This is a genomic window from Pseudomonas sp. Larv2_ips (genome assembly GCF_963879675.1).
Lineage (GTDB): Bacteria > Pseudomonadota > Gammaproteobacteria > Pseudomonadales > Pseudomonadaceae > Aquipseudomonas.
On the sequence record NZ_CAWOAW010000006.1, the window covers coordinates 211,250 to 233,810 of the forward strand.

At 59.9% G+C, this 22,561-nt stretch carries 21 protein-coding genes and 1 pseudogene; 12 read left to right on the forward strand and 10 right to left on the reverse strand.

Annotated elements, in window-relative coordinates; all coding sequences use genetic code 11:
* Nucleotides 1-32: 32 nt before the first annotated feature.
* From AACV02_RS02330 to AACV02_RS02340, 3 genes are all read right to left on the reverse strand, one after another.
* Entirely contained in the window at nt 33-305 is a 273-nt protein-coding gene (locus tag AACV02_RS02330) for a colicin immunity domain-containing protein (RefSeq protein WP_119737366.1), read from the reverse strand.
* Nucleotides 302-1,960, reverse strand: a complete 1,659-nt coding sequence (locus AACV02_RS02335; protein WP_119737368.1) for an S-type pyocin domain-containing protein — start codon at nt 1,958-1,960, stop codon at nt 302-304. Before AACV02_RS02335 ends, AACV02_RS02330 begins: the two co-directional genes overlap by 4 nt.
* Nucleotides 1,961-2,174: 214 nt before the next feature.
* On the reverse strand, nt 2,175-2,759 hold the full coding sequence (locus AACV02_RS02340) for a DUF6436 domain-containing protein (RefSeq protein ID WP_119737369.1): 585 nt from the start codon (nt 2,757-2,759) through the stop codon (nt 2,175-2,177).
* A 99-nt stretch (nt 2,760-2,858) separates the two neighbouring features.
* On the opposite strand from AACV02_RS02340, the gene AACV02_RS02345 reads away from it, so the two are divergent.
* Nucleotides 2,859-3,800 (forward strand): alpha/beta hydrolase, encoded by a 942-nt coding sequence (locus AACV02_RS02345; RefSeq protein WP_119737371.1) that lies wholly within the window; start codon nt 2,859-2,861, stop codon nt 3,798-3,800.
* 105 nt (nt 3,801-3,905) lie between these two features.
* On the opposite strand, the gene AACV02_RS02350 is transcribed toward AACV02_RS02345, so the two are convergent.
* A complete protein-coding gene (locus tag AACV02_RS02350; RefSeq protein ID WP_119737373.1) occupies nt 3,906-4,658 on the reverse strand; it encodes a DUF2059 domain-containing protein in 753 nt (250 codons plus the stop codon).
* A gap of 131 nt (nt 4,659-4,789) precedes the next feature.
* Between AACV02_RS02350 and AACV02_RS02355 the strand changes: the two genes are divergently transcribed.
* Both AACV02_RS02355 and AACV02_RS02360 read left to right on the forward strand, forming a co-directional pair.
* On the forward strand, nt 4,790-5,422 hold the full coding sequence (locus tag AACV02_RS02355; RefSeq protein WP_106575733.1) for a 2OG-Fe(II) oxygenase: 633 nt from the start codon (nt 4,790-4,792) through the stop codon (nt 5,420-5,422).
* Between the two features lie 2 nt (nt 5,423-5,424).
* The gene (locus tag AACV02_RS02360) at nt 5,425-5,919 is read left to right on the forward strand and encodes a DUF523 domain-containing protein (protein WP_119737375.1); all 495 of its coding nucleotides are present in this window, start codon (nt 5,425-5,427) and stop codon (nt 5,917-5,919) included.
* A 102-nt stretch (nt 5,920-6,021) separates the two neighbouring features.
* On the opposite strand, the pseudogene AACV02_RS02365 reads toward AACV02_RS02360, so the two are convergent.
* Nucleotides 6,022-6,515, reverse strand: a pseudogene (locus AACV02_RS02365) (transporter substrate-binding domain-containing protein).
* Between the two features lie 134 nt (nt 6,516-6,649).
* Between AACV02_RS02365 and AACV02_RS02370 the strand changes: the two are divergent.
* Nucleotides 6,650-7,090 carry a DUF4399 domain-containing protein gene (locus AACV02_RS02370; RefSeq protein WP_106575730.1) on the forward strand — a complete coding sequence of 147 codons (441 nt, stop codon included), beginning with the start codon at nt 6,650-6,652 and terminating at the stop codon, nt 7,088-7,090.
* Nucleotides 7,091-7,153: 63 nt separating this feature from the next.
* Here AACV02_RS02370 and serA read toward each other — a convergent pair whose 3' ends face one another.
* A complete protein-coding gene (gene serA / locus AACV02_RS02375; RefSeq protein ID WP_010167810.1) occupies nt 7,154-8,383 on the reverse strand; it encodes a phosphoglycerate dehydrogenase in 1,230 nt (409 codons plus the stop codon).
* 226 nt (nt 8,384-8,609) lie between these two features.
* On the opposite strand from serA, the gene AACV02_RS02380 reads away from it, so the two are divergent.
* The 4 genes from AACV02_RS02380 to AACV02_RS02395 all read left to right on the forward strand — a co-directional run bounded on the left by AACV02_RS02380 (nt 8,610) and on the right by AACV02_RS02395 (nt 12,893).
* The gene (locus tag AACV02_RS02380; RefSeq protein ID WP_106575729.1) at nt 8,610-10,004 is read left to right on the forward strand and encodes an FAD-binding oxidoreductase; all 1,395 of its coding nucleotides are present in this window, start codon (nt 8,610-8,612) and stop codon (nt 10,002-10,004) included.
* A gap of 22 nt (nt 10,005-10,026) precedes the next feature.
* Nucleotides 10,027-10,692 carry a fumarylacetoacetate hydrolase family protein gene (locus AACV02_RS02385; RefSeq protein WP_119737377.1) on the forward strand — a complete coding sequence of 222 codons (666 nt, stop codon included), beginning with the start codon at nt 10,027-10,029 and terminating at the stop codon, nt 10,690-10,692.
* Between the two features lie 248 nt (nt 10,693-10,940).
* On the forward strand, nt 10,941-11,864 hold the full coding sequence (locus AACV02_RS02390; RefSeq protein WP_119737379.1) for an SdiA-regulated domain-containing protein: 924 nt from the start codon (nt 10,941-10,943) through the stop codon (nt 11,862-11,864).
* Nucleotides 11,865-11,984: 120 nt separating this feature from the next.
* Nucleotides 11,985-12,893 carry an SdiA-regulated domain-containing protein gene (locus tag AACV02_RS02395; RefSeq protein WP_106575726.1) on the forward strand — a complete coding sequence of 303 codons (909 nt, stop codon included), beginning with the start codon at nt 11,985-11,987 and terminating at the stop codon, nt 12,891-12,893.
* Here AACV02_RS02395 and AACV02_RS02400 read toward each other — a convergent pair whose 3' ends face one another.
* Nucleotides 12,894-14,840: an autotransporter domain-containing protein gene (locus tag AACV02_RS02400; RefSeq protein WP_119737382.1), complete on the reverse strand. Its 1,947-nt coding sequence runs from the start codon at nt 14,838-14,840 to the stop codon at nt 12,894-12,896.
* Nucleotides 14,841-15,207: 367 nt separating this feature from the next.
* Nucleotides 15,208-15,879 carry a ribose-5-phosphate isomerase RpiA gene (rpiA, locus tag AACV02_RS02405; RefSeq protein ID WP_119737384.1) on the reverse strand — a complete coding sequence of 224 codons (672 nt, stop codon included), beginning with the start codon at nt 15,877-15,879 and terminating at the stop codon, nt 15,208-15,210.
* A 137-nt stretch (nt 15,880-16,016) separates the two neighbouring features.
* On the opposite strand from rpiA, the gene ilvA reads away from it, so the two are divergent.
* Both ilvA and AACV02_RS02415 read left to right on the forward strand, forming a co-directional pair.
* Entirely contained in the window at nt 16,017-17,531 is a 1,515-nt protein-coding gene (gene ilvA / locus AACV02_RS02410) for a threonine ammonia-lyase, biosynthetic (RefSeq protein ID WP_106575723.1), read from the forward strand.
* Nucleotides 17,532-17,571: 40 nt separating this feature from the next.
* Nucleotides 17,572-17,985, forward strand: a complete 414-nt coding sequence (locus AACV02_RS02415) for a DUF2269 family protein (protein WP_119737386.1) — start codon at nt 17,572-17,574, stop codon at nt 17,983-17,985.
* A 112-nt stretch (nt 17,986-18,097) separates the two neighbouring features.
* On the opposite strand, the gene AACV02_RS02420 is transcribed toward AACV02_RS02415, so the two are convergent.
* A complete protein-coding gene (locus AACV02_RS02420) occupies nt 18,098-18,754 on the reverse strand; it encodes an HAD family hydrolase (protein ID WP_119737388.1) in 657 nt (218 codons plus the stop codon).
* Nucleotides 18,755-18,897: 143 nt separating this feature from the next.
* Here AACV02_RS02420 and AACV02_RS02425 point away from each other — a divergent pair, with 143 nt between their 5' ends.
* Both AACV02_RS02425 and ptsP read left to right on the forward strand, forming a co-directional pair.
* Nucleotides 18,898-19,377, forward strand: a complete 480-nt coding sequence (locus AACV02_RS02425) for an RNA pyrophosphohydrolase (RefSeq protein WP_003176750.1) — start codon at nt 18,898-18,900, stop codon at nt 19,375-19,377.
* 22 nt (nt 19,378-19,399) lie between these two features.
* Nucleotides 19,400-21,679 carry a phosphoenolpyruvate--protein phosphotransferase gene (gene ptsP, locus AACV02_RS02430; RefSeq protein ID WP_119737390.1) on the forward strand — a complete coding sequence of 760 codons (2,280 nt, stop codon included), beginning with the start codon at nt 19,400-19,402 and terminating at the stop codon, nt 21,677-21,679.
* A gap of 98 nt (nt 21,680-21,777) precedes the next feature.
* On the opposite strand, the gene AACV02_RS02435 is transcribed toward ptsP, so the two are convergent.
* On the reverse strand, nt 21,778-22,524 hold the full coding sequence (locus AACV02_RS02435; RefSeq protein WP_119737392.1) for an NRDE family protein: 747 nt from the start codon (nt 22,522-22,524) through the stop codon (nt 21,778-21,780).
* Nucleotides 22,525-22,561: the final 37 nt, after the last annotated feature.

The following is a 22,561-nucleotide window of genomic DNA, read 5'->3' on the forward strand; positions in this document are numbered from 1 at the left end:
GGCCGAGTTGTTTTCTTCAGTGTTAATGGGCTTTATTGAAGATTGAATTCCGCCAGAGTGTTTTTTATTTTTTCGCGAAGTTGCAGCTCATCCAGTTCGTACTCATCGCGGTCACTCTCTGGGTTGTAGCAATCAGCCAATGAAAAAATGGTGGATGATGCCTCGTCGACTTTCTCTCCATCAGTCGTTAGTAGACCCGCATCTCGCTCTCCTTTCCACATCGTCATGTATGAGGCGGCGAAGGTATCTGCATCTATTGCCGAGTTGACAAAATGCCTGGCGAATTCAATTAAGCTTTTGCTCATCTCAAATTTCCTTTCTCAACATAGTTTATAAATTGTTGGGTGCCTGGCTCAATTTTCCATCCAGACAAAAAATTGCCATTTTTATCAAGTATTACGACATTATTAGTTTTAGGGTTGAAATATACCGATGAGCCTTCTGCTAGTAGATAATTTCCTTTTGGGACGGTTTCCTGGTCCTCCAGATGCCTATTAATGGCGTCCCTGAATTTGGTCAAGGTAGCACTGTTCTTCCTAGTATCATCAATGCCAAAGTCAGAAGCGTGTTTTAGATACTTTTTGTCCAGCTGTTTTCGGGTGAAACGGCCTGCGTCGAGCGATTCACTGAATACGAGATATACAGGCGCAATACCCGACCCCGCAGGAAACACATAAATTGCATCTCGTATATCCAGCGGGTCAACCGCTGGCAGCACTTCGGTCGTCGCCGTGATCGGTGTCAACGTAACACCTGAATAGACAGGCACATCCATTGGTTGGGCGGGGGATGTGGTCGAGCTGTTGCCGGGTGCCGCAATGGGAAACACCAGTGTTCGGGGTGGTGTGTCGGCTGAGGTGAAGGTGTAGGCGTTGAGCGAAGGGTCCAGTGTCAGCGCCCTTACGGGCACCTTTGCTGCAGCTCGATCGCCGACAGGGGTTGCGATCAGGGAGTACTGGCTGCGGTCTCCGTAAATACGATACGGCATATCCACAGTCCCGCCAGCGGCGGCGATTTCCGGTAGGTTGCCCGGCAGTTGCGGTGCCAATCCTGCGGCAGGAATGCTCATTGCCGTTGGGTAAAGGTCGCTGTTACCCAGTGCCGGTGAATACAGCAGTAAGCCAATGCCCACTCCTGTTGCCCGGTCCAGTACGGTCGCGGCAAGCCCTCTCAGGGCCTGGATCGCCGCTTGAATGGCTGTATCCAGCGTTAGCGAAGAGCCGGCCGTGATAGCAATTGAGCCTGCTGTGGTACTGAGTTGCGCACCTACCGGCAGCGCGGAAACCCTGAACGTGTTTGCCGCCCGGAGGGTCTGTGCCTGCGCTAAAAGTTGAGCTTGCTCGGCAGCTTCAGCAGCCTTGGCCTGTTCGACTTGAGCCGTCAGCCATGCGATCTGTTGCGTCAGGTACGTGATTTCATCATTCAGGAGTTTGGCAGCATAGGCAGCGTATAAGGAGTTTTGCCAATTTTGGAAGTTTTTGTCTGGGTTGGCAAAAATCATGCTGTCGGAGATAGCGATTCTCATGAAGTCGCTGATGCGCCGGCTAAAGAAGTTGGAGCGGTAATAGCTGTTTGCAGTGGCTATCTGCGTTGTTATCGCTGCTGATTTTTCAGCAAGCAGTGTTTCTCTGATTGATCGTTCCTGATTTAACACCTCTATAGCCGTTAAGGCAGTAATCACCATCTTTTCCCTGATGGCAGAAAGACTGTCATCTATGGATGTGGCCAGAGCCCCCAGTCTGGCTGAATAGAGTGTTTCTTGATTTCTTACTGCGGCCGCGACGAGCGGTGGAAACTTTTCCAGAATGTAGTTACGGGTTGCGGAACCGATTCTTTGTGCTTCTCGGCTGCCTGAGAAATCGTCATATCCACCTCCGTTATGTGGGCCAAATGTTTGCTCTCTATAAGCAGTTATCCTTGTTTCTCCAAGGAAAACAGTATCTCCGGGTCTATATGGCATTGATGCGTTCCCTCATTTGACGTGCCAGCACGAGCCATTCCATGCTCGTGTGTATAAAGTTAGTTGCTCGCTCTTTAAGAGGTGAGCATCTGCACTCTAGTGCAGCCAAGTTGTGAGTGCGTCGAGTAATTGTGTGGAGGCGTTTCTATTAACTTTCGTGCTTAGGCAGAGGCGGGGGAGGCGTTAGTGGATGAATGACCGGTTGCGTTAAGTCTTAGGGGGCAGAGGGCGCCGAACGCCACTCGCAATAGCAGCCCACGGCCAACGTATGGGTGGCATCGACCTCGCGCCCGGCCTCGAGGGCTTGCAGGATCGGTTCGATGAAGCTGTTGCTGGAATTGCACGTGAGCCCCTCGCTGTAGGGCCCGAAATACGCAAGTTTGCCGCTTCGATCCCAGATTCCGACGGCAGGCGTGGCCGGTATCTGCTCGGCACCGGACAGGGCGTGGAGGGTTTTCATTTTGCGCAGGTTGTCGGGCAGTTGGCCGTGGCTGCCGGCCTTTTGCAGGGCGTAGAACTCTACGCCTTGGGGCGCGTAGTGCTCGATCAACCCGCCCAGGTGTTGCTGGTTGCCGACATTGCACGGGCAGGCCGGGTCCCAGAAGTGCACCAGGCGGATCGGGCCGGGGCCTGAGAGTTCGGCGGGCAGGCGCAACGCGTCGCCGGAGAAGACCGCCGTGTGTTCGCTGAATGCACGCAGGTAGCGGCCCTGGAACCAGTCATACGCCGCCCACAGCACGCCGGCGCAGATGACCAGGATCAGGCTGGCGAACAGGGCGGAACGGTAGGGCTGTCGCATTCAGATCAATCCTCGAAGGTCGCGTAGCTTGCCATGCTTGTCCTGACAGATGAATATCACCGCTCGATATTCATCTTCACCGTCAGTCTGGAACCCTTTATGCCTGTGAGCTTTGACCCCGATCATCTGCGCGAAAGCTTGCGGCCACTTGTGGATGCGCAACCGCTCAGCGCCGAGGCGCGGGTCTACCAGCGTTTCTACGGGCTGGACCTGGCCGCGCGCAAGGTACCGGCGGTGAGCCGCCTGGGGCGTTTCGATGTGGATGGCTTCCAAGTGGTGGCGCAGGTGTGGTGGCCACCCCAGCCCGTGGCGACGATGTTCATGTTCCACGGCTTCTACGACCATATGGGGCTGTACCGCCATGTGGTGGACTGGGCGCTGGATCAGGGCTGTGTGGTGATTGCCTGCGATCTGCCCGGCCATGGCCTGTCGAGCGGCGCGCGCGCCAGCATCGATGATTTTGCCGTGTACCAGGACGTGGTGCAGGCGCTGTTTGCCCAGGCCACGGCGCTGCAACTGCCGCAGCCCTGGCATCTGTTCGGGCAAAGCACCGGCGGTGCAGTGGTGGTGGACCATGTGCTCCATCACGGCGCCGACAGCCCGGCGCAGGGCAAGACCTTCCTGCTGTCACCCTTGGTGCGTCCGCGTGCGTGGGGTTGGTCGCAGGTCAGTTATTACTTGCTGCGGCCCTTCGTCAAAGGCATCGCGCGGCGGTTCAGCGAGAACACCCACGACCCTGCGTTCAAACCGTTCCTGGAAGCTGACCCGCTGCAGCCGCGCCACTTGCCGACTGCCTGGGTGGGCGCACTGGCGCGCTGGATCAAGCGCATCGAAGCCGCACCGCGCAGTTCGCGGCGGCCAGTGATTGTGCAGGGTGAGGAAGACATGACGGTGGACTGGCAGCACAACCTGCAAGTGCTGCGGGGCAAGTTTGATCAGCCTGAAGTGTTGATGATCCCGCGTGGCAGGCATCATTTGGCGAATGAGATTGCGGAGATTCGTGAGGAATACTTCCGTTATTTGACGGACCACCTGAAGTAACACCATCCAAATGTGGGAGCGGGCTTGCTCGCGAATGCGAAGTGTCAGTCAACTAATTTGCTAACTGACACACTGCATCCGCGAGCAAGCCCGCTCCCACATTGGTTACTGCGACAGGCTGGAAGTGCTCTGGCCGACGGCAAGTCCTGCGCGAATGGCTGCCAGCGCCGCCTTGTAATACGCCCGACCCTCCGGCGACTCCGCGAACGTGGCGAATTCCTCCAGCTCCGGATCAGACAAATCTCGATAGACGTACAGCAACGTATTTTTCAGGTCGTTGCCGATCTGCTGCATCAGCCGCTCACGCTGACCATTCAACATGCCTTGAGCCTGACCGCCGCCCAACAGGCCCGGAATCATCTGGCTCAAGCTGTCGGCGGCCACACCGGCAATCGCCAGGCTGACTTCCGCCCCGGCTTCACGGGCAGGCAGGGCCTGGGCCAGGTGGCCGATGATCAGGCTGCGAGTGGCATCGGCCTCGATGTGCGGCAGGCCTTGGGCGTTTTTCGCCAACTGGTCGCGGCGCGTGGCCAGCAACTCGGCGGCGACAATCTTGCGGCCCAATGGTGATTGGAAAAACGCCAGGGCGGGCTTCGGGTCCGCCAGGTTTTTGCGCAATTGCGCCTCGGCACGCTGGTCCACGGCCTGGGCGGCGAAGCGTTTATTGCTGTTGTCCACCAGTGCCTGGTACACCGCCGGCGGCAGGCTGTTGCGGTAGCGTTGCTGAGCGGCACTCAGAGCGTCATTGAAATGCGCACGCTGTTCAGCCCAGCCGGCGACCTTGTACAACTGGTCATGGCCGTCTGCCCAAGCGGGCAAAACGCAGAACATCAGCACGGAAAAAAACAAACGACGCATATGGACTCCTGTCAGTCGGCCACTATTGTCCGTGTCGGGCGTAGGATTTGTCGAGAAATCCTATCGGTCACCTGACTAAAGTGTATTCAGACGCTCGGCGGCTCTGTCGGATTCACAGGCGTATGGATACTATGCGCGCCATGCAAATACCCCTCGATCATCCCCTGCTGCAACGCATTGTCGACGACCTAGCCGAAAAAGGCTGGTCGCAGCAGAACGGCTTCCTGCCCCAGGCTCTGACCCTGGAACTGGCGGCTGAGTGCCGTAAACGTGCGGCTGAGGGGGAATTGGCACCCGCAGCTGTAGGACGCGGGCCGGCGCAGGAGATTCGCGAGGGCATTCGCGGTGACCATATCCAGTGGTTGGAAGAGGGTGATGCAGCGGTCTGCGAGACCTACATGGGCGTAATGGACAGCCTGCGGTCGGCCATGAACCGCGGGCTGTTCCTGGGCCTGGAAGATTTCGAAAGCCACTTTGCGATGTACCCGCCGGGTGCGTTTTACCTCAAGCACCTGGACCGTTTTCGCGACGATGACCGGCGCATGGTCTCGGCGGTGGTCTACTTGAACGACGCCTGGCTGCCCGAGCATGGCGGCCAGCTGCGCATGTACCTCAAGGGCGGCGTCGAATACGACGTGGTGCCCACCGGCGGTAGCCTGGTGGTGTTCCTGTCCGGGGAGGTGCCCCACGAAGTCCTGCCCGCCACGCGCGAACGCCTGTCCCTGACCGGCTGGTTTCGCCGGCGGGGTAACGAGCCGTTTTAAACATGGAAAAGATTCTGATCAGTCGCTGCCTGCTCGGGCACAAAGTGCGCTACGACGGCGGCGCCAGCGGCCCGTTCGATCAATTGGCGGCGTGGCAGGCTGAAGGCCGTGTGGTTGCGATCTGCCCGGAAGTGTCTGGCGGTTTGCCGACGCCCCGGCCCTCTGCCGAAATCCCGGGCGGGCAGGGCATCGATGTGTGGGAGGGCCGTGCCCAGGTGCTGACCGCTGAAGGTGAAGACTTCAGCGCCGCCTTTCTCGAGGGCGCCCGCCAAGCCCTGGCGCTGGTGCAACGCCACACTATCCGTGTCGCCGTTCTCAAGGCCAATAGCCCGTCCTGCGGCAACGTGCTGACCTATGACGGCACGTTCACTGGCGTAAAGGTCAGCGGCGAAGGCGTGACGGCGGCGTTGCTCAAGCGCCACGGGGTGTTGGTGTTCAGCGAGCTGGAGTTGCCTGAGGCAGCTGCGGCCTTGGCCCGACTCGCAACCCTCACCTGAATCAACATGTGGGAGCGGGCTTGCTCGCGAAGGCGTTATGTCGGTCACCGTTTCGGGTACTGACACTCCGTCCTCGCGGGCAAGCCCGCTCCCACAATTGATCTAGGGTGTCGTGAGGACCGGTGTGTCGCCTTCAAACCACTTCTGCGTCAGCGCCTTCAAGCGACCATCCGCCTTCACCTGCTGCAGCGCCTTGTCCAGGCTATTTTTGAACGCCGGGTTGCCCTTTTGGAATGGAATGGCCAGCTCAGGTGTTTCCTTGTAGGGATCGCTGAAATCGAAACGATCCTGCAGCTCGGCAGTCATAGCGATATGGTTGATGGCTACGTCGTACTTGCCGGTTTCAACGCCTGGCAGCATGTCGGCGTCATCGGTGGTGATGAATGAGGGGCGTACATCCATTTCCTTCGCCAACTGCTCGCCCAGTTCCACTTCAAAGCCGGTGAGCTTGTCGCCGTCCTTGAAGTTGAACGGCGGCGTGTTGGCCTCAGGGCGATGCGCAGTTCGCCACGATCAAACACATCATCAATCAATTCGGCGTGAGCCAATGGGCTCAGAAGGGGCAGCAAAAGTACAAGGCCAGGCGAAAAGCGCATGGTCGCTCCTGATGAATTCGTCTACGCGAGGGGCCGTTCAGCATCGCTTTGCTATGGTGTTGAGTGCCTTGGACAGCAATTTGTCGCGAAGTTGTCATAACCCTACAGATTTCATAGAAAAACTGGAGAAGCGAATGAAAGCCTTTTTGTCCCGTGCCACCCTGGCCAGCGTTCTGCTGGGTGCTTCGATGTTGGCTACCGCTGCTGACGGTATCCCACGCAGTGCGCCGCCTGAAGGCGCCAAAGTCTTTATCGTGTCGCCAAAAGACGGCGCCACTGTCGATAAAACCTTCACCGTCAAATTCGGTATGGAAGGCCTGAAACTGGCCCCGGCCACCAGCCAGGACCCCGGCACCGGCCATCACCACCTGCTGATTGACCAGAAAGAGCTGCCTGACGCCAGCGTGCCGATCCCGGCCACCGACACCGTGATTCACTACGGCAAGGCCCAGACCGAAACCGAGCTGACCCTCACCCCTGGCAAGCACACCTTGCAGCTGGTAGCCGGCGACAAACTGCACATGCAGTTCAACCCGACTGTAGCCTCGAAAGTCATCACGGTTAACGTCAAGTAAGATTTGTTCAGATGTGAAAAAGGGATCCCCGAGGGGCTCCCTTTTTTGTGCTGCGTTGAAACCTTAGAACAACACGCGGCTACGAATCGTGCCGTTGATGTGCTGCAGCTTCTCTTGCGCCAGGTCCGAGTACTCGGCGTCGACGTCGATGACCACGTAGCCGACCTTCTCGTTGGTCTGCAGGAACTGACCGGAAATGTTGATGCCGTTTTCTGCGAAGACCTTGTTGATCTCCATCATCACGCCAGGGATGTTCTGGTGGATGTGCAGCAGACGGTGCTTGCCAGGGTGAGCGGGCAGCGCCACTTCCGGGAAGTTGACCGAGGACACCGAGGTGCCGTTGTCGCTGTACTTGACCAGCTTCTCCGACACTTCCAGGCCGATGTTGGCTTGGGCTTCAGCGGTGGAACCGCCGATGTGCGGGGTCAGGATCACGTTGTCCAGGCCACGCAGCGGGCTTTCGAAGATGTCATCGTTGGAGCGTGGCTCCACCGGGAACACGTCGATCGCGGCGCCGATCAGGTGCTTGTCCTTGATCGCGTCAGCCAGGGCGTCCAGCTCAACCACGGTGCCGCGTGCAGCGTTGATCAGGATGCCGCCTTTCTTGATGGCGCGGATTTCCTTCTCGCCGATCATCCACTGGGTCTCAGCGGTTTCCGGTACGTGCAGGGTGACGATGTCGGACATGCCCAGCAGCTCGGTCAGGCTCGACACCTGCGTGGCGTTGCCCAATGGCAGCTTGGTCAGGGTGTCGTAGAAGAACACCTGCATGCCCAGGCCTTCGGCCAGAACCGACAGCTGCGTGCCGATCGAGCCGTAACCGACGATACCCAGCTTCTTGCCGCGGATTTCGAAAGAGTTGGCCGCGCTTTTGATCCAGCCGCCACGGTGGCAGGAAGCGTTCTTCTCAGGGATGCCGCGCAGCAACAGGATGGCCTCGGCCAATACCAGCTCCGCAACGGAACGGGTGTTGGAGTACGGTGCGTTGAACACCGCGATGCCGCGCTCGCGCGCTGCGTTGAGGTCGACCTGGTTGGTGCCGATGCAGAAACAGCCGACAGCCACGAGTTTCTTGGCGTGGTCGAAGATCTCTTCGGTCAGCTGTGTGCGGGAGCGAATGCCGATAAAGTGCGCGTCGGCGATCTTTTCCTTTAACTGGGCTTCCGGCAGAGAACTGGTGATGTACTCAATGCTGGAGTACCCAGCGGCCTTCAGTACGTCGACAGCCGATGGGTGGACGCCTTCCAGAAGAAGGAACTTGATCTTGCTCTTATCGAGAGAAGTCTTGCTCATCTGCGTAAACCTGTATCCCGGAGAAAAATGGCAGGGAATCGAGCAGTTAGTGCCTTGAATCAGTGCACAAGAGCTGACCCGGACGGCAGGAAAGCCGTCACCGCAGAAACGCCCTTGGGCTCTGTCCTGCGGGGGCGGTATGCTAGCATACGTGCCCCGCTAAACACCCATTCCTGCGACGTGAAGCGTTCTCAGGATGACCATGAATTGTTCGAGAGTTCTGTCGATGACCCATCCTGCCCTGATTGATGAGCTGAAGACCCTGGTTGAGCCTGGCAAAGTGCTGACCGATGCAGACTCCCTGGAGGCTTACGGCAAGGATTGGACCAAGCACTTCGCACCCGCGCCTTGCGCCATTGTGTTTCCCAAGACCACCGAGCAGGTGCAAGCCATCGTGCGTTGGGCCAACGAACACAAGGTCGCGCTGGTGCCTTCCGGCGGCCGCACAGGCCTGTCGGCTGCGGCGGTGGCGGCGAATGGCGAAGTGGTGGTGTCGTTTGACTACATGAACCAGATTCTCGAGGTGAACCTCACCGACCGCACCGCCGTGTGCCAGCCGGGCGTGGTCACCAAGCAATTGCAGAACGTCGCTGAAGAAAAGGGCCTTTATTACCCGGTGGATTTCGCGTCGTCCGGTTCGAGCCAGATTGGCGGCAATATCGGCACCAATGCCGGCGGGATCAAGGTCATTCGCTACGGCATGACCCGTAACTGGGTGGCCGGCATGAAAGTGGTCACCGGTAAAGGTGATGTGCTGGAACTGAACCGCGACCTGATCAAGAACGCCACCGGCTACGACATGCGCCAGCTGTTTATCGGCGCTGAAGGCACTTTGGGCTTTGTGGTCGAAGCCACCATGCGTCTGGACCGTGCGCCGAAAAACCTCACCGCCATGGTGCTCGGTACCACGGATTTCGACTCGATCATGCCGGTGCTGCACGCGTTCCAGAGCAAGCTGGACCTGACCGCCTTCGAATTCTTCTCCGACAAAGCCTTGGCCAAGGTCATGGGCCGTGGCGACGTGCCGGCACCGTTCGACACCGAGTGCCCGTTCTACGCGCTGCTGGAATTCGAAGCCACCACCGAAGAGGTGGCCAACCACGCCCTGGAAACCTTTGAGCATTGCGTCGAGCAGGGCTGGGTGCTGGACGGCGTGATGAGCCAGAGCGAAACCCAGCTGCACAACCTGTGGAAGCTGCGCGAGTACATCTCCGAGACCATTTCCCACTGGACGCCCTACAAGAACGACATCTCGGTGACTGTCTCCAAGGTGCCGGCGTTCTTGAAGGAAATCGACGCGATCGTCGGCGAACACTATCCGGACTTCGAAATTGTCTGGTTCGGCCACATTGGCGACGGCAACCTGCACCTGAACATCCTCAAGCCGGAAAACCTGAGCAAGGACGAGTTCTTCGCCAAGTGCGCTACCGTCAATAAGTGGGTGTTCGAAACCGTCGAGAAGTACAACGGCTCGATCTCCGCCGAACACGGCGTGGGCATGACCAAGCGCGATTACCTGACGTACAGCCGCTCGCCGGTTGAAATCGAATACATGAAGGCAGTCAAAGCGGTGTTCGACCCTAACGGGATCATGAACCCTGGCAAGATTTTCGCTGTTTAATCGCCCCTGTAGGAGTCGTTTCATGAGCTACCAGCACAAGTACGTCGACGGCACCAACATCCACTTTCCCCTGGGCAAAGTGGTGTGCATCGGGCGTAACTACGCCGAACATGCCAAGGAACTGGACAACCCGGTGCCCACCGAACCGTTGCTGTTCATCAAGCCGGGCAGCTGCGTGGTCGCGCTGGAAGGCGGTTTCGCCATCCCGACCGAACGCGGTTCGGTGCACTACGAGGCGGAAATCGCGGTGTTGATCGGCAAGCCCCTGTCGAACAAACCCAGCCGTGAAGAAGTGCTGGACGCCATCTCCGGCTTCGCGCCGGCCCTGGATTTGACCCTGCGCGACAAACAGGCCGAGCTCAAAGCCAAAGGCCTGCCGTGGGAAATCGCCAAGTCGTTCGATGGCGCGGCAGTGATTGCACCGTTCGTGGTCGGCAGCACCTTTGCGGACGTGACCGATATCGGTATTCGCCTGACCATCAACGGTGAAGTGCGCCAGGACGGCAACAGCTCGCAGATGCTCAACCCGATTATCCCGATGATCCAGCACATGGCTGGCTGCTTCTCGCTGCAGGCCGGTGACCTGATTCTCACGGGCACCCCGGCGGGCGTAGGTCCGTTGAACGTGGGTGACGAGCTGGTGCTGGAGTTGACGGGGGTGAGCCGTTTCGAAAGCAGCGTTCGCTGACTCCTGGCCAAGCGCAGTAAAAAATGTGGCAGCGGGCTTGCTCGCGAACGCGGTGTACCAGTCAATACATTCGGTGACTGACACTGCTAATTCGCGAGCAAGCCCGCTCCCACATTGGATCTTCATACATTCTGAATCCCTGCTTTTGCATTTTTTTCACACGCCATCCGGATAATCCACACCCTCCTGCGCGCGGGCCCGCTGATCCTGTGCTATCACCTAACGCTGACTTTCCGGAAAAGCGCTCAATGGCCGTGACTTTGCCCTCCGCTGCACCCAAACCCCGTTCACGCTTTGCCCTGCGCTGGTATTCCTGGCTGTTCCTCGCCGGGGCGATTGTGTATGGCGTTGCCTGGCTCATGCATTGGGATGATCGTGGCGTACTGTGGGTGGCGGAACGCTTTGAGACGCCGGCTGAGCAGCAGGCCAGCGTCTGGCTGCCGGACTACCATGCGGTCATTGACGGCAAGTTGCTGCCCGGCATGGAGAAGGATGAGGCTTCGGATCTTTCCTACAATCCGCAGACCAAAACCCTGTTTTCAGTGATGGGCAAAAACCCGTTCCTGGTTGAGTTGAGCCTGCAAGGCGATGTACTGCGCAAGATGCCACTCAACGGCTGGAACAACCCGGAAGGCCTGACGATGATGGAGAACGGCCTGATGGCCATTGTCGATGAGCGCATGCACACGCTCACCGTGGTGAAAGTCGATGCCGGCACCCAGCAACTGAATATCGCTGACTTCAAGAGCTACGACCTCGGCCCGTCAAAGGATCAGAACAAAGCCTTCGAAGGCATCACGTGGGACAAGCGCAATCAACAGCTCGTGCTGGGCGAGGAGCGCCCACCGGCGCTGTTTACCTGGAAAAGTGATGGCGCCACGCTGACAGGCGACAAGCAAAGACTCGCCAGCACCGAGCTGGACATGCGCAACCTGTCGGCCCTTGCCGTGGACCCGCGTACCGGCCACTTGCTTGCATTGTCGGCCGACTCCCACCTGTTGCTGGAGCTGGATGAAAAGGGCGAGCAAGTCAGCTTCATGACCTTGCTCGGCGGCTTCAACGGCCTCAAGCGCACCATTCCGCGTGCCGAAGGCGTGACCATGGACGAGCGCGGCACTTTGTACATGGTCAGTGAGCCGAACCTGTTCTACCGTTTCGAAAAACAAAAATAACCCACCATTACGTCGGGCATTTCTCCAATAGCGGCATTCGCCAGACATCCGGCAGCGTTTAAGTTTAAATTCAGACAGGCGTGATATTCATTCGCCACTTTTTGACTCCGAGCTGCCCTGATGCGTCGATTCGCCCGCCCCAAACCCGCGTTTTTTACTGTGCTGCTGATCGCCCTGGTAGCCGCCGGTGTGGTCGCACAGCAATTGCGTCTGTTCGAGCGCGCATGGTTTAACTGGCAGGCCTGGCGCCAGCCGGCCGATGAGCGCTCCATCGGCCTGGCCGATTATCGTGTCAGCCTGGAAGCCAAGGTGATCGAAGGCCTCGACGATGATGTCTCGGCCCTCACCTATGACCCGGTGCGCAAAAGCCTGTTTACCGTCACCAATAAAAACGCCGAGCTGGTCGAGCTGTCCCTGGACGGCAAGATTTTGCGGCGCATTCCACTGGTGGGTTTTGGCGATGCCGAGGCCGTGGAGTTCATCAGCGATAACATCTACGTGATCAGCGATGAGCATCAGCAGCGGCTGATCAAAGTGCACGTGAACGACGACACCCAGTTCCTCGACGCCGCCGATGCGGAGCAGATGACATTGGGTTTACACATGGGCGGCAACAAGGGTTTCGAGGGCCTGGCGTACGATTCGGTCGGCAAGCGCCTGTTTGTGGCCAAGGAACGTGACCCGATGCTGATTTACGAGGTGCACGGTTTCCCTCATTTCAAGCCGGAAAAAACCTACTCGGTGCACGTCATCAACAACCCCAAGCGCGATGCCGGACTGTTTGTACGCGATCTGTCGAGTTTGCAATACGACGAGCGCAGCGGCCATCTGCTGGCGCTGTCGGATGAGTCGTTTCTGGTGCTGGAGCTGGACATCGACGGTCGCCCGCTCAGCAGCCTTTCTCTGCTCAACGGGCGCCATGGCCTGCAAAAACGTGTGCCTCAGGCCGAGGGCATCGCCATGGACGACGAAGGCAGCTTGTACCTCGTCAGCGAGCCGAACCTGTTTTACGTGTTCAAGAAACCCTGATCAAAACATCCACTGCACACCCAGCGAATAGCCGGTCTGGCTGCCTTCGGCATGCCCCAGGCGGCTGTTTACCTCGGCGTAAACGCCCAGTTGCGGGGTGATCGCCAGCTGGCTGCCGACTTGGGCGCGGCCAAAGCTTTTGTCCACGGCACCCAGTTTGGCGGTGCGCGCCCGGCCGTCGGCGCGGGCGGTCAATTGCAGGTCGTCGAGACGCCCGTCAGCCAATTCCTTGACCCAGGCGATGTCGCCGTAAGGCAGCAGGCTCACGCCATAGGGCAGGGCGACGGCACCGCGCACGCGCCAACCGAAGCTGGCTTCCAGGGAGTCGAAAGATTGCTGCTGGTACTCAAGCGCCGTGCGCAGGTTCTGTTTTTCGTGGAATTTATCGATGCGCGAGTGACTGTAATCCAGACCGGCAAACGGACCGCTCTTGACCGCGCCGACGTCGAAGTCATAGCCGCCCAGGACGCGCGCGCCCAAGGACAATGCGTCGGTGTTGCCGCTCAGTTGCTGATTGAGCAAGACCGGGCCGCCATTGGCCTGGATCAACAAGTTGCGCTTGGCATCAAAGCGCGCACGACCCACGCTCAGGTCGCCGGCCAGCCAGCTCGGCCCGCCGTCGTTGAGCAAGGCGTAGGCCGCGGCCTGCCAGGTGTCGCTGTCGAGTTTGCCGCGGTGCTCGAGTTTGTCGCGACCGTTGAGGTAGCTCAGGCTGGCGCCGATGTTCAGGCTGGGCGTGAGTTGGTAGTCGCCGAGCGCATGCACGCCCAAACGCCGCGCTTGAGGGTTGAGCGGGCTGTCGAAGCCGCTGTTCGGGGTGTATTCACCGTCCACGCCAACCTCGCCGTCAAAGCTGCCAACCTCGCGACTGACTGCTTGCAAGCTCAGCCAGCGGCGATCATGCAGGCGCACCATGGCTTGGTGCTGGCGCTGTAGGTTGTCCTGCATGTTGCGTGCAACGGCGCCGCCGGAGGCAGTCGAGGCCATCAGGTCGGCGTTGGTCAGCTCCAGCACCAGGCGGCTGAGCAGGCGCGAATAGTCGCGCAGGCGCTGGTCGATGCGCGCCTGGCCGAAGGCGTCGGTGAGCACGGCCTTGTTGTCCTCGGCCGGGTCATGCCAGGTCGAGCCACCCGGAATTTTCGGGTTGTTGGTTTGGGTGTAGCCGTCCAGGTCGCCCAGCTCCCAGTGGGTGGCTTCGATATACAGAATCGGGATTTTCAGCGGCTCGAACGGCTCGCCATCGCTGCAACAGCCGGTGCCCTTGGGGTATTGCGGGTCCAGGCCAGGGTTGGTGAACAGGGGGATGTTCAATTCCTTGGCGATCTGGAAAGTGTGTTCGCGCAGCGAGGCCAGGGCGGGATTGGCCGTGCTGTTCTGGCCGGCGTGGGCGTACATCATGTCGCCGGTGATCAGGCTGTCGAGGTTGATCATTGCCAGCATGTTCGCGCGCTGGCTGGCGCTGAGTGAGTCGACAAACGCCTTGGAGCCGCGCAGGCCTTCCTCTTCCGCGCCGAAGCCGACGATTTGCAGGCCGTTTTCCAGTTGCAGACCGCCGAGGTTCTTCGCCACTTCGGTCAGCACGCTGGCGCCGGAGCCATTGTCGTCCAGGCCTTGCAGGGTCGGGCGGCCGAAGTAGGTGTCAAAATGCGCGCCAATCACCACGTACTGCGGCGTGGTGCCGGCGGCGTAGGCCACCACGTTTTGCGAGGCGCGAGTGCCGTTGTTCCAGGTGAAGTTCTGGCGACTGAGGCTATAGGCCGAGCCCATCTGGCTTTGCATCCAATCTGCTGCGCCGGCGAAATTGGCGGTGCCGCGATACCGGCCGGGGTAATCGTTGATCAGCTTTTCCAGGGTGGTGTTGGCGTGCTGGCCGTAATCGTAGGCCTGGGTATGTGTCGACAGCAGGCTGCCGACCACGCTGATCGCGAGGGCTAGGGGCTTTATCACAAGGTCGTCCTTGAGGTGATGGGGAAGGTCAAGCCCAGACCCATTGCACAATGCGCGCCTCATTCCTTGAGCGATTGCAAAGTGGCGCATTGTTAAACGCGTGAGTCGCCTGGCTGTAATTTGTAACGGGTTTGATACTGAGTGAGGTGTGACATGCCGCGAGGTGGCGCACGATGTTGGCGAGGGGATGCAGCGAAAAGTAGCGTTTTTGTTACATAACTATCGAGGCCAGCCCATCGCAAATGTGGGAGCGGGCTTGCCCGCGAAGACGGTGTGTCAGGCCACTGATCCAGCGACTGACACAGCGCATTCGCGAGCAAGCCCGCTCCCACACAAACCCGGCTCCCACAGGGGGATTCGCGGTTTTTTAAGCCTTCAGGGTTTTCACGCCTTCAGAAGTGCCCAGCAGCAACACATCAGCCGGACGCGCGGCGAACAACCCATTGGTCACCACGCCGACGATCGCATTGATCTGCGTCTCCAGCTCCACCGGGTTGGTGATCTGCATGTTGAACACATCAATGATGATGTTGCCGTTGTCGGTCAACACGCCTTCGCGGTACACCGGGTCGCCGCCCAGCTTCACCAGCTCGCGGGCTACGTGGCTGCGGGCCATCGGGATGACTTCCACTGGCAGTGGGAACGCGCCGAGTACCGCCACCAGCTTGCTTGCGTCGGCGATGCAGATAAAGGTCTTGGCCACGGCCGCGACGATCTTCTCGCGGGTCAAGGCTGCGCCACCGCCTTTGATCAGGTTCAGGTGTTCGTCGCTTTCATCGGCGCCGTCGACGTAGAACTCCAGGTCGCTCACGGTATTGAGCTCGTACACCGGAATGCCATGGCCCTTGAGGCGTGCGGCGGTGGCTTCGGAACTGGCCACGGCGCCGTCAAATGCACCTTTGTGCTGTGCCAGTGCATCGATAAAGCAGTTGGCGGTGGAGCCGGTGCCGACACCGACGATGCTCTTGTCGTCGAGTTTAGGAAGGATTAAATCGACGGCGGCCTGGGCCACTGCCTGTTTGAGTTGATCCTGGGTCATGCGGGCTCCGGAACGGGCGGGGAGTTATCGAGGGCGGCGAGTATAACCCAACAAAACCTCGGTATTCGTGTGGTCGCCCGGCCAAAAGCCGGGTTAGACTCCTTGGCCCTGCCCAACCTGCTCAGTGATTCCCGCCGATGCTTGAACAGTACGTCAAAAAGATCCTCACCTCGCGCGTTTACGACGTTGCCGTAGAAACCCCCTTGCAGACCGCGCGCCAGCTCTCCGAGCGGCTGGGCAACACGGTCTGGCTCAAGCGTGAAGACTTGCAGCCGGTGTTCTCGTTCAAGATTCGCGGCGCCTACAACAAGCTGACCCAACTGAGCAGCGAGGAACGTGCGCGCGGCGTGGTCACCGCGTCTGCCGGCAACCACGCCCAGGGCCTGGCCCTGGCGGCGAAGGTGCTGGGGGTCAAGGCCACCATCGTGATGCCCAAGACCACCCCGGAAATCAAAGTGGAAGGCGTGCGTTCGCGTGGCGGCAAAGTGGTGCTGCACGGGGATTCTTTCCCGGAAGCCCTGGCCTACTCGCTGAAACTGGTCGACGAAAAAGGCTACGTTTACATTCACCCCTACGATGATCCGCACACCATTGCCGGGCAGGGCACCGTGGCGATGGAGATTCTGCGTCAGCACCCTGGGCCGCTGGACGCAATTTTCGTACCGGTGGGCGGCGGCGGACTGATCGCCGGTATCGCGGCGTACGTGAAATACCTGCGCCCTGAAATCAAGATCATCGGTGTCGAACCGGATGACTCCAACTGCCTGCAGGCCGCCATGGCGGCGGGCGAGCGTGTGGTGCTGCCAACCGTCGGCATCTTCGCCGATGGCGTGGCGGTGGCGCAGATCGGCCAGCACACCTTCGATATCTGCAAAGACTATGTGGACGAAGTGATCACCGTCAGCACCGATGAGATCTGCGCGGCGATCAAGGACATCTACGACGACACGCGCTCCATCACCGAGCCTGCTGGCGCACTTGGCGTGGCGGGTATCAAGAAATACGTGGAAACGCGGGGCATCACCGGTCAAACCCTGGTAGCCATCGACTCCGGCGCCAACGTCAACTTCGACCGCCTGCGCCACGTGGCCGAGCGCGCCGAGTTGGGTGAAGGCCGCGAAGCCATCATCGCCGTGACCATTCCCGAGCAGCCGGGCAGCTTCAAGGCGTTCTGCGAGGCTGTGGGCAAGCGCCAGATCACCGAATTCAACTACCGTTATCACTCCGGCCGCGAGGCGCACATCTTCGTCGGCGTGCAGACGCACCCGGAAAACGACCCGCGCAGCGCGCTGATCGCCAGCCTCACCAGTCAGGGTTTCCCGGTGCTGGACCTGACCGAGAACGAACTGGCCAAGTTGCATATCCGCCACATGGTCGGCGGGCACGCGGCCAAAGTCAGCGATGAGCTGGTGTTGCGTTTCGAGTTCCCGGAGCGTCCGGGCGCACTGTTCAACTTTCTTAACAAACTGGGCGGGCGCTGGAACATCTCGATGTTCCACTACCGCAACCACGGCGCGGCCGATGGCCGTGTGGTCGCGGGCCTGCAAGTGCCGGCGGACGAGCGCCATCTGGTGCCGGCGGCCTTGGCGCAAATCGGCTACCCGTACTGGGATGAAAGCGAAAACCCGGCCTACCAGCTGTTCCTCGGTTAAGCGACTACGCTGACTGAGCGGCCTTCAAGGAATCAAGACCATGGAAACGCTGACCACCCTCAAGGTGATCCACATCACCGCCACTGTGTTACTGCTGCTCAGCGGCCTGGGCCTGGCGATACTGGCCTGGCGCAAACGCAGCGCCGGTCCGACCGCTACCGTGCAACGCCCGTGGGCGTTTGTGTGGTTACTGATGGGGGTGTGCATGGTCAGCATGCCGTTTACCGGTTGGTGGCTGGTGCACCTGATCGGCTGGCCGCTGGGGCAAACCTGGATTCTGGGCTCCAGCATCCTCTACACCGTGGCGGCGCTGGCCTGGTTCTGGCTGGTGGCGCGGCTTAATCGCCTGCGTAAAGGCGAGGGCGGTAGCCTGAATTTCACGTTGGCGCTGGCGGTGGTCAGCCTGGTGGGGTTTGTGGCGATTGCCGGGTTGATGGGCGCCAAGCCGGTTTAAGGCTTTAAACCGTGTCGGCTGCATCGGGGGGCAAGCCCCCTCCCACACTCGACCGTATTCCAAAGGATCTACTCGGTTAAAGGTGGGAGGGGGCTTGCCCCCGATAGGGCCATCAGCTACGCAGCGTAATCACCGGCCAGCCTCGCTTCTGGGCCTCAGCCCGCAAATTCGGATCCGGGTCCACCGCCACCGGGTGGGTCACTTGCTCCAGCAACGGCAGATCATTCATCGAGTCGCTATAGAAGTAGCTGTCTTCCAGGCTATAGCCGGTCTCTTCCAGCCAACGATTCAAACGCGTCACCTTGCCTTCTCGGAAGCACGGCACGTCGGTGCTGCGCCCGGTGTAGCGGCCATTTTCCATCTCGCACTCAGTGGCGATCAGGGTTTCAACGCCCAGGCGTGCGGCAATCGGCGCGGTGACGAAGCGGTTGGTGGCGGTGATGATCACCAGCTTGTCGCCCGCAGCGCGGTGCCTGGCCAGCAGTTCCATGGCCTTGGGCAGCATGATCGGCTCGATGCAGTCGCGCATGTAGTCGTTGTGCCACTCGTTCAACTGGGCCATCTCGGTGCGGCCGAAGATTTCCAGGCAGAAGTTCAGGTACTCGGCGTTATCCAGCGTGCCGGCCAGGTAGTCCTGGTAAAACTCGTCGTTGCGGGCCTTGTAGGCCACCGCGTCGAGAATCCCGCGTTCGCAGAGGTAATCGCCCCAGGCGTGATCGCTGTCACCGCCCAGAAGCGTGTTGTCCAAGTCGAATAAAGCCAGGCGCATTGCAGTTACTCGCTGAAAAGTCTGTAAAAAGGCGTCCAGAATACGGTCTTTTCACAAGAGTGCACATAAGGTAAGAAGCCTCGTTGCCGCTGGAACAACGTTTGTGGAACAATGCGGTGACATGCGTTTGCGAGGTTGTTGCCGTGATCGACCCCGATGGTTTCCGTCCTAATGTCGGGATTATTCTTACGAATGATGCCGGACAGGTGCTATGGGCTCGCCGAATCAACCAAGATGCCTGGCAGTTTCCTCAAGGCGGAATCAACCCCGACGAAACCCCTGAAGACGCCTTGTACCGTGAGTTGAATGAAGAAGTCGGCCTTGAGCGCGAAGATGTGCAAATTCTGGCCTGTACCCGTGGCTGGTTGCGCTATCGTTTGCCGCAACGCCTGGTGCGTACCCACAGCCAACCGCTGTGCATCGGCCAGAAGCAGAAATGGTTTCTCCTGCGCCTGATCTCCAACGAGCAGCGGGTGCGGATGGATTTGACCGGTAAACCGGAGTTCGATGGCTGGCGTTGGGTCAGTTATTGGTACCCGTTGGGCCAGGTGGTGACATTCAAGCGCGAGGTTTATCGTCGCGCTCTCAAAGAGCTTGCCCCGCGCCTTTTAGCGCGCGACTGACGACGGAGTTCGACCCCGAGCCATGCTCAATACGCTGCGCAAGATCGTCCAGGAAGTTAACTCCGCCAAGGATCTCAAGGCGGCGTTGGGGATTATTGTGTTGCGCGTCAAGGAAGCCATGGGCAGCCAGGTCTGCTCGGTTTACCTGCTGGACCCCGAGACCAACCGTTTTGTGCTGATGGCCACCGAGGGCCTGAACAAGCGCTCCATCGGCAAGGTCAGCATGGCGCCCAATGAAGGTCTGGTGGGCCTGGTGGGGACGCGTGAAGAACCCCTGAACCTTGAAAACGCGGCCGATCACCCGCGTTACCGCTACTTTGCCGAAACCGGCGAAGAGCGCTACGCCTCGTTCCTCGGCGCACCGATCATTCACCACCGCCGCGTTGTCGGCGTGTTGGTCATCCAGCAAAAAGAACGCCGCCAGTTCGACGAAGGTGAAGAAGCCTTCCTCGTGACCATGAGCGCGCAGCTCGCCGGGGTTATTGCCCACGCCGAGGCGACGGGCTCGATTCGCGGCCTGGGCCGTCAGGGCAAGGGCATCCAGGAAGCCAAGTTCGTCGGCGTGCCGGGTTCGCCGGGGGCTGCCGTCGGTACGGCGGTGGTCATGCTGCCACCGGCCGACCTCGATGTGGTGCCGGACAAGACCGTCCACGACATCGACGCCGAAATCAAACTGTTCAAGACCGCCCTGGAAGGCGTGCGCGCCGACATGCGCAACCTGTCGACCAAGCTGGCCACGCAACTGCGCCCCGAAGAGCGCGCGCTGTTCGACGTGTACCAGATGATGCTCGACGACGCGTCGCTGGGTAATGAAGTCAAAACCGTGATCAAGACCGGCCAGTGGGCCCAGGGCGCGCTGCGCCAAGTGGTCACCGATCACGTCAACCGTTTCGAGTTGATGGACGACGCCTACCTGCGCGAGCGTGCCTCGGATGTGCGTGACCTTGGTCGCCGTCTGCTGGCCTACCTGCAGGAAGACCGCACCACCAACCTGGTCTACCCCGACAACACCATCCTGATCAGTGAAGAGCTGACCGCCACCATGCTCGGCGAAGTGCCGGAAGGCAAACTGGTGGGCCTGGTCTCGGTTCTGGGTTCGGGGAACTCCCACGTCGCGATCCTGGCCCGGGCCATGGGTATCCCGACGGTCATGGGCCTGGTGGACCTGCCGTATTCCAAGGTTGACGGCATCGACATGATCGTCGATGGGCATCGCGGCGAAGTTTTTACCAACCCCAGCGAGCTGTTGCGCAAGCAATACGCCGAGGTGGTGGAAGAAGAGAAACAACTGGCGCTGGGCCTCGATTCGCTGCGCGAACTGCCGTGCGTGACCCTCGACGGCCACCGCGTGCCGCTGCTGGTCAACACCGGCCTGCTCGCCGATGTGGCCCGCGCGCAACAGCGCGGCGCCGAAGGGGTAGGGCTGTACCGCACCGAAGTGCCGTTCATGATCAACCAACGGTTCCCGAGCGAGAAGGAGCAGCTGGCGATTTATCGCGAGCAACTGTCTGCCTTCCACCCGTTGCCGGTGACGATGCGCAGCCTGGACATCGGCGGCGATAAGTCACTGTCTTACTTCCCGATCAAGGAAGACAACCCCTTCCTTGGCTGGCGCGGCATTCGCGTGACCCTCGACCATCCTGAAATTTTCCTCGTGCAGACCCGCGCCATGCTCAAGGCCAGCGAAGGCCTGAACAACCTGCGCATCCTGTTGCCGATGATCTCCGGCACCCATGAGCTGGAAGAGGCTCTGCATTTGATTCACCGCGCCTGGGGCGAAGTGCGCGACGAAGGTGCCGACGTGCCGATGCCGCCGATTGGCGTGATGATCGAAATTCCAGCGGCGGTGTACCAGGCTAAAGAGCTGGCGCGGCAGGTGGACTTCCTTTCGGTCGGCTCCAACGACTTGACCCAGTACTTGCTGGCCGTGGACCGCAACAACCCACGGGTGGCCGACCTCTACGACTACCTGCATCCGGCGGTGTTGCAAGCCTTGCAACATGTGGTGCGCGACGCCCATGCCGAAGGCAAACCGGTGAGCATCTGCGGTGAAATGGCCGGCGACCCGGCCGCAGCGGTGCTGTTGATGGCGATGGGCTTTGACAGCCTGTCGATGAACGCCACTAACTTGCCGAAGGTGAAGTGGATGCTGCGCCAGGTTGAGCTGAGCATGGCCAAGGAATTGCTGGCCGAGCTGATGACCATCGACAACCCGCAAGTTATCCACAGCTCGCTGCAGTTGGCGCTGAAGAACCTGGGGCTGACGCGGATGATCAACCCGGCCTCGGCGAAAACCCTCTAGACCGAGGCGCGGCCATCGCAGGCAAGCCAGCTCCCACAGGGGAATGTATTCCAACTGTGGGAGCTGGCTTGCCTGCGATGGTGCCAGTCCAGTCACCGCTAAATGTTGAGTTCGACTTCACCCAGTCGGCCACCCAGCGGCCCGAAGCTACGCTCCACCATCCGCCGTGACCCATCCGCATTCACAATCAGCGCCGTACTCGCCCGAGTCCCATAGCTGGGGCTGGCAATAAACACACTCGACAGCAAACTCTCGGTCGCCAACCCCACGCCGGTGTCCGGCAAGTCGGCAAACGGCGCGGTCTGCGGGTCGCTCAGTATGTCCAGCAAAGCCTGCGGCTGCGGATTTTCCAATAATTCGCCAAATGCCGCCTTGGCCTTGACCAGCTTTGGCCATGGCGTATCCAGCCCGGCGTTGGATAACCCATAAACCCCGGCCTTCAGTTGCGTCGGCGTAGTCTCATTGGCGTTGTAATGCCACAGCTCATTCTGCGTACCCACTAACAGGTTGAATCCGGCGTATTCAATCGAACGGCCGTTAACGTCGGCCAAGTAGTCGTCAATTGACAGTGAACTGCCGAGGAATCGCGCCACCAGTTCCCCGCGCGACTTACGTGACGGCGGCTGGTGCGGGTCGCGGATATTGGTCAGGGCCGCAAAGCGCCCCTCGGCGCTGACCCCAAGCCAGGTGCCACCGGCTTCCTGGTCGCGGCCGGCGTAAATGTGCGGCGCATCCGGCCACTGGGCCAGCGGCAGGCTGGGGCGGGCGTAGAACTCATCACGGTTGGCCGCGACGATCAGCGGATGGGCGTGGCCCGGTCGCCAGGCGAAAACAATCAGGCACATAAGGCGTTCCCCTTTGTGTTTTGCTCCACTCTACCCA

Coding starts and splice junctions, on each gene's coding strand:
- AACV02_RS02370 (WP_106575730.1), top strand. CDS start 6,650: ATGAAAGCCTTTTTGTCCCGTGCCACCCTGGCCAGCGTTCTGCTGGGT.
- AACV02_RS02345 (WP_119737371.1), top strand. CDS start 2,859: ATGCCTGTGAGCTTTGACCCCGATCATCTGCGCGAAAGCTTGCGGCCA.
- AACV02_RS02385 (WP_119737377.1), top strand. CDS start 10,027: ATGAGCTACCAGCACAAGTACGTCGACGGCACCAACATCCACTTTCCC.
- ilvA (WP_106575723.1), top strand. CDS start 16,017: ATGCTTGAACAGTACGTCAAAAAGATCCTCACCTCGCGCGTTTACGAC.
- AACV02_RS02420 (WP_119737388.1), bottom strand. CDS start 18,754: ATGCGCCTGGCTTTATTCGACTTGGACAACACGCTTCTGGGCGGTGAC.
- serA (WP_010167810.1), bottom strand. CDS start 8,383: ATGAGCAAGACTTCTCTCGATAAGAGCAAGATCAAGTTCCTTCTTCTG.
- AACV02_RS02415 (WP_119737386.1), top strand. CDS start 17,572: ATGGAAACGCTGACCACCCTCAAGGTGATCCACATCACCGCCACTGTG.
- AACV02_RS02330 (WP_119737366.1), bottom strand. CDS start 305: ATGAGCAAAAGCTTAATTGAATTCGCCAGGCATTTTGTCAACTCGGCA.
- AACV02_RS02390 (WP_119737379.1), top strand. CDS start 10,941: ATGGCCGTGACTTTGCCCTCCGCTGCACCCAAACCCCGTTCACGCTTT.
- AACV02_RS02355 (WP_106575733.1), top strand. CDS start 4,790: ATGCGCGCCATGCAAATACCCCTCGATCATCCCCTGCTGCAACGCATT.
- ptsP (WP_119737390.1), top strand. CDS start 19,400: ATGCTCAATACGCTGCGCAAGATCGTCCAGGAAGTTAACTCCGCCAAG.
- AACV02_RS02360 (WP_119737375.1), top strand. CDS start 5,425: ATGGAAAAGATTCTGATCAGTCGCTGCCTGCTCGGGCACAAAGTGCGC.
- AACV02_RS02340 (WP_119737369.1), bottom strand. CDS start 2,759: ATGCGACAGCCCTACCGTTCCGCCCTGTTCGCCAGCCTGATCCTGGTC.
- AACV02_RS02380 (WP_106575729.1), top strand. CDS start 8,610: ATGACCCATCCTGCCCTGATTGATGAGCTGAAGACCCTGGTTGAGCCT.
- rpiA (WP_119737384.1), bottom strand. CDS start 15,879: ATGACCCAGGATCAACTCAAACAGGCAGTGGCCCAGGCCGCCGTCGAT.
- AACV02_RS02350 (WP_119737373.1), bottom strand. CDS start 4,658: ATGCGTCGTTTGTTTTTTTCCGTGCTGATGTTCTGCGTTTTGCCCGCT.
- AACV02_RS02335 (WP_119737368.1), bottom strand. CDS start 1,960: ATGCCATATAGACCCGGAGATACTGTTTTCCTTGGAGAAACAAGGATA.
- AACV02_RS02435 (WP_119737392.1), bottom strand. CDS start 22,524: ATGTGCCTGATTGTTTTCGCCTGGCGACCGGGCCACGCCCATCCGCTG.
- AACV02_RS02395 (WP_106575726.1), top strand. CDS start 11,985: ATGCGTCGATTCGCCCGCCCCAAACCCGCGTTTTTTACTGTGCTGCTG.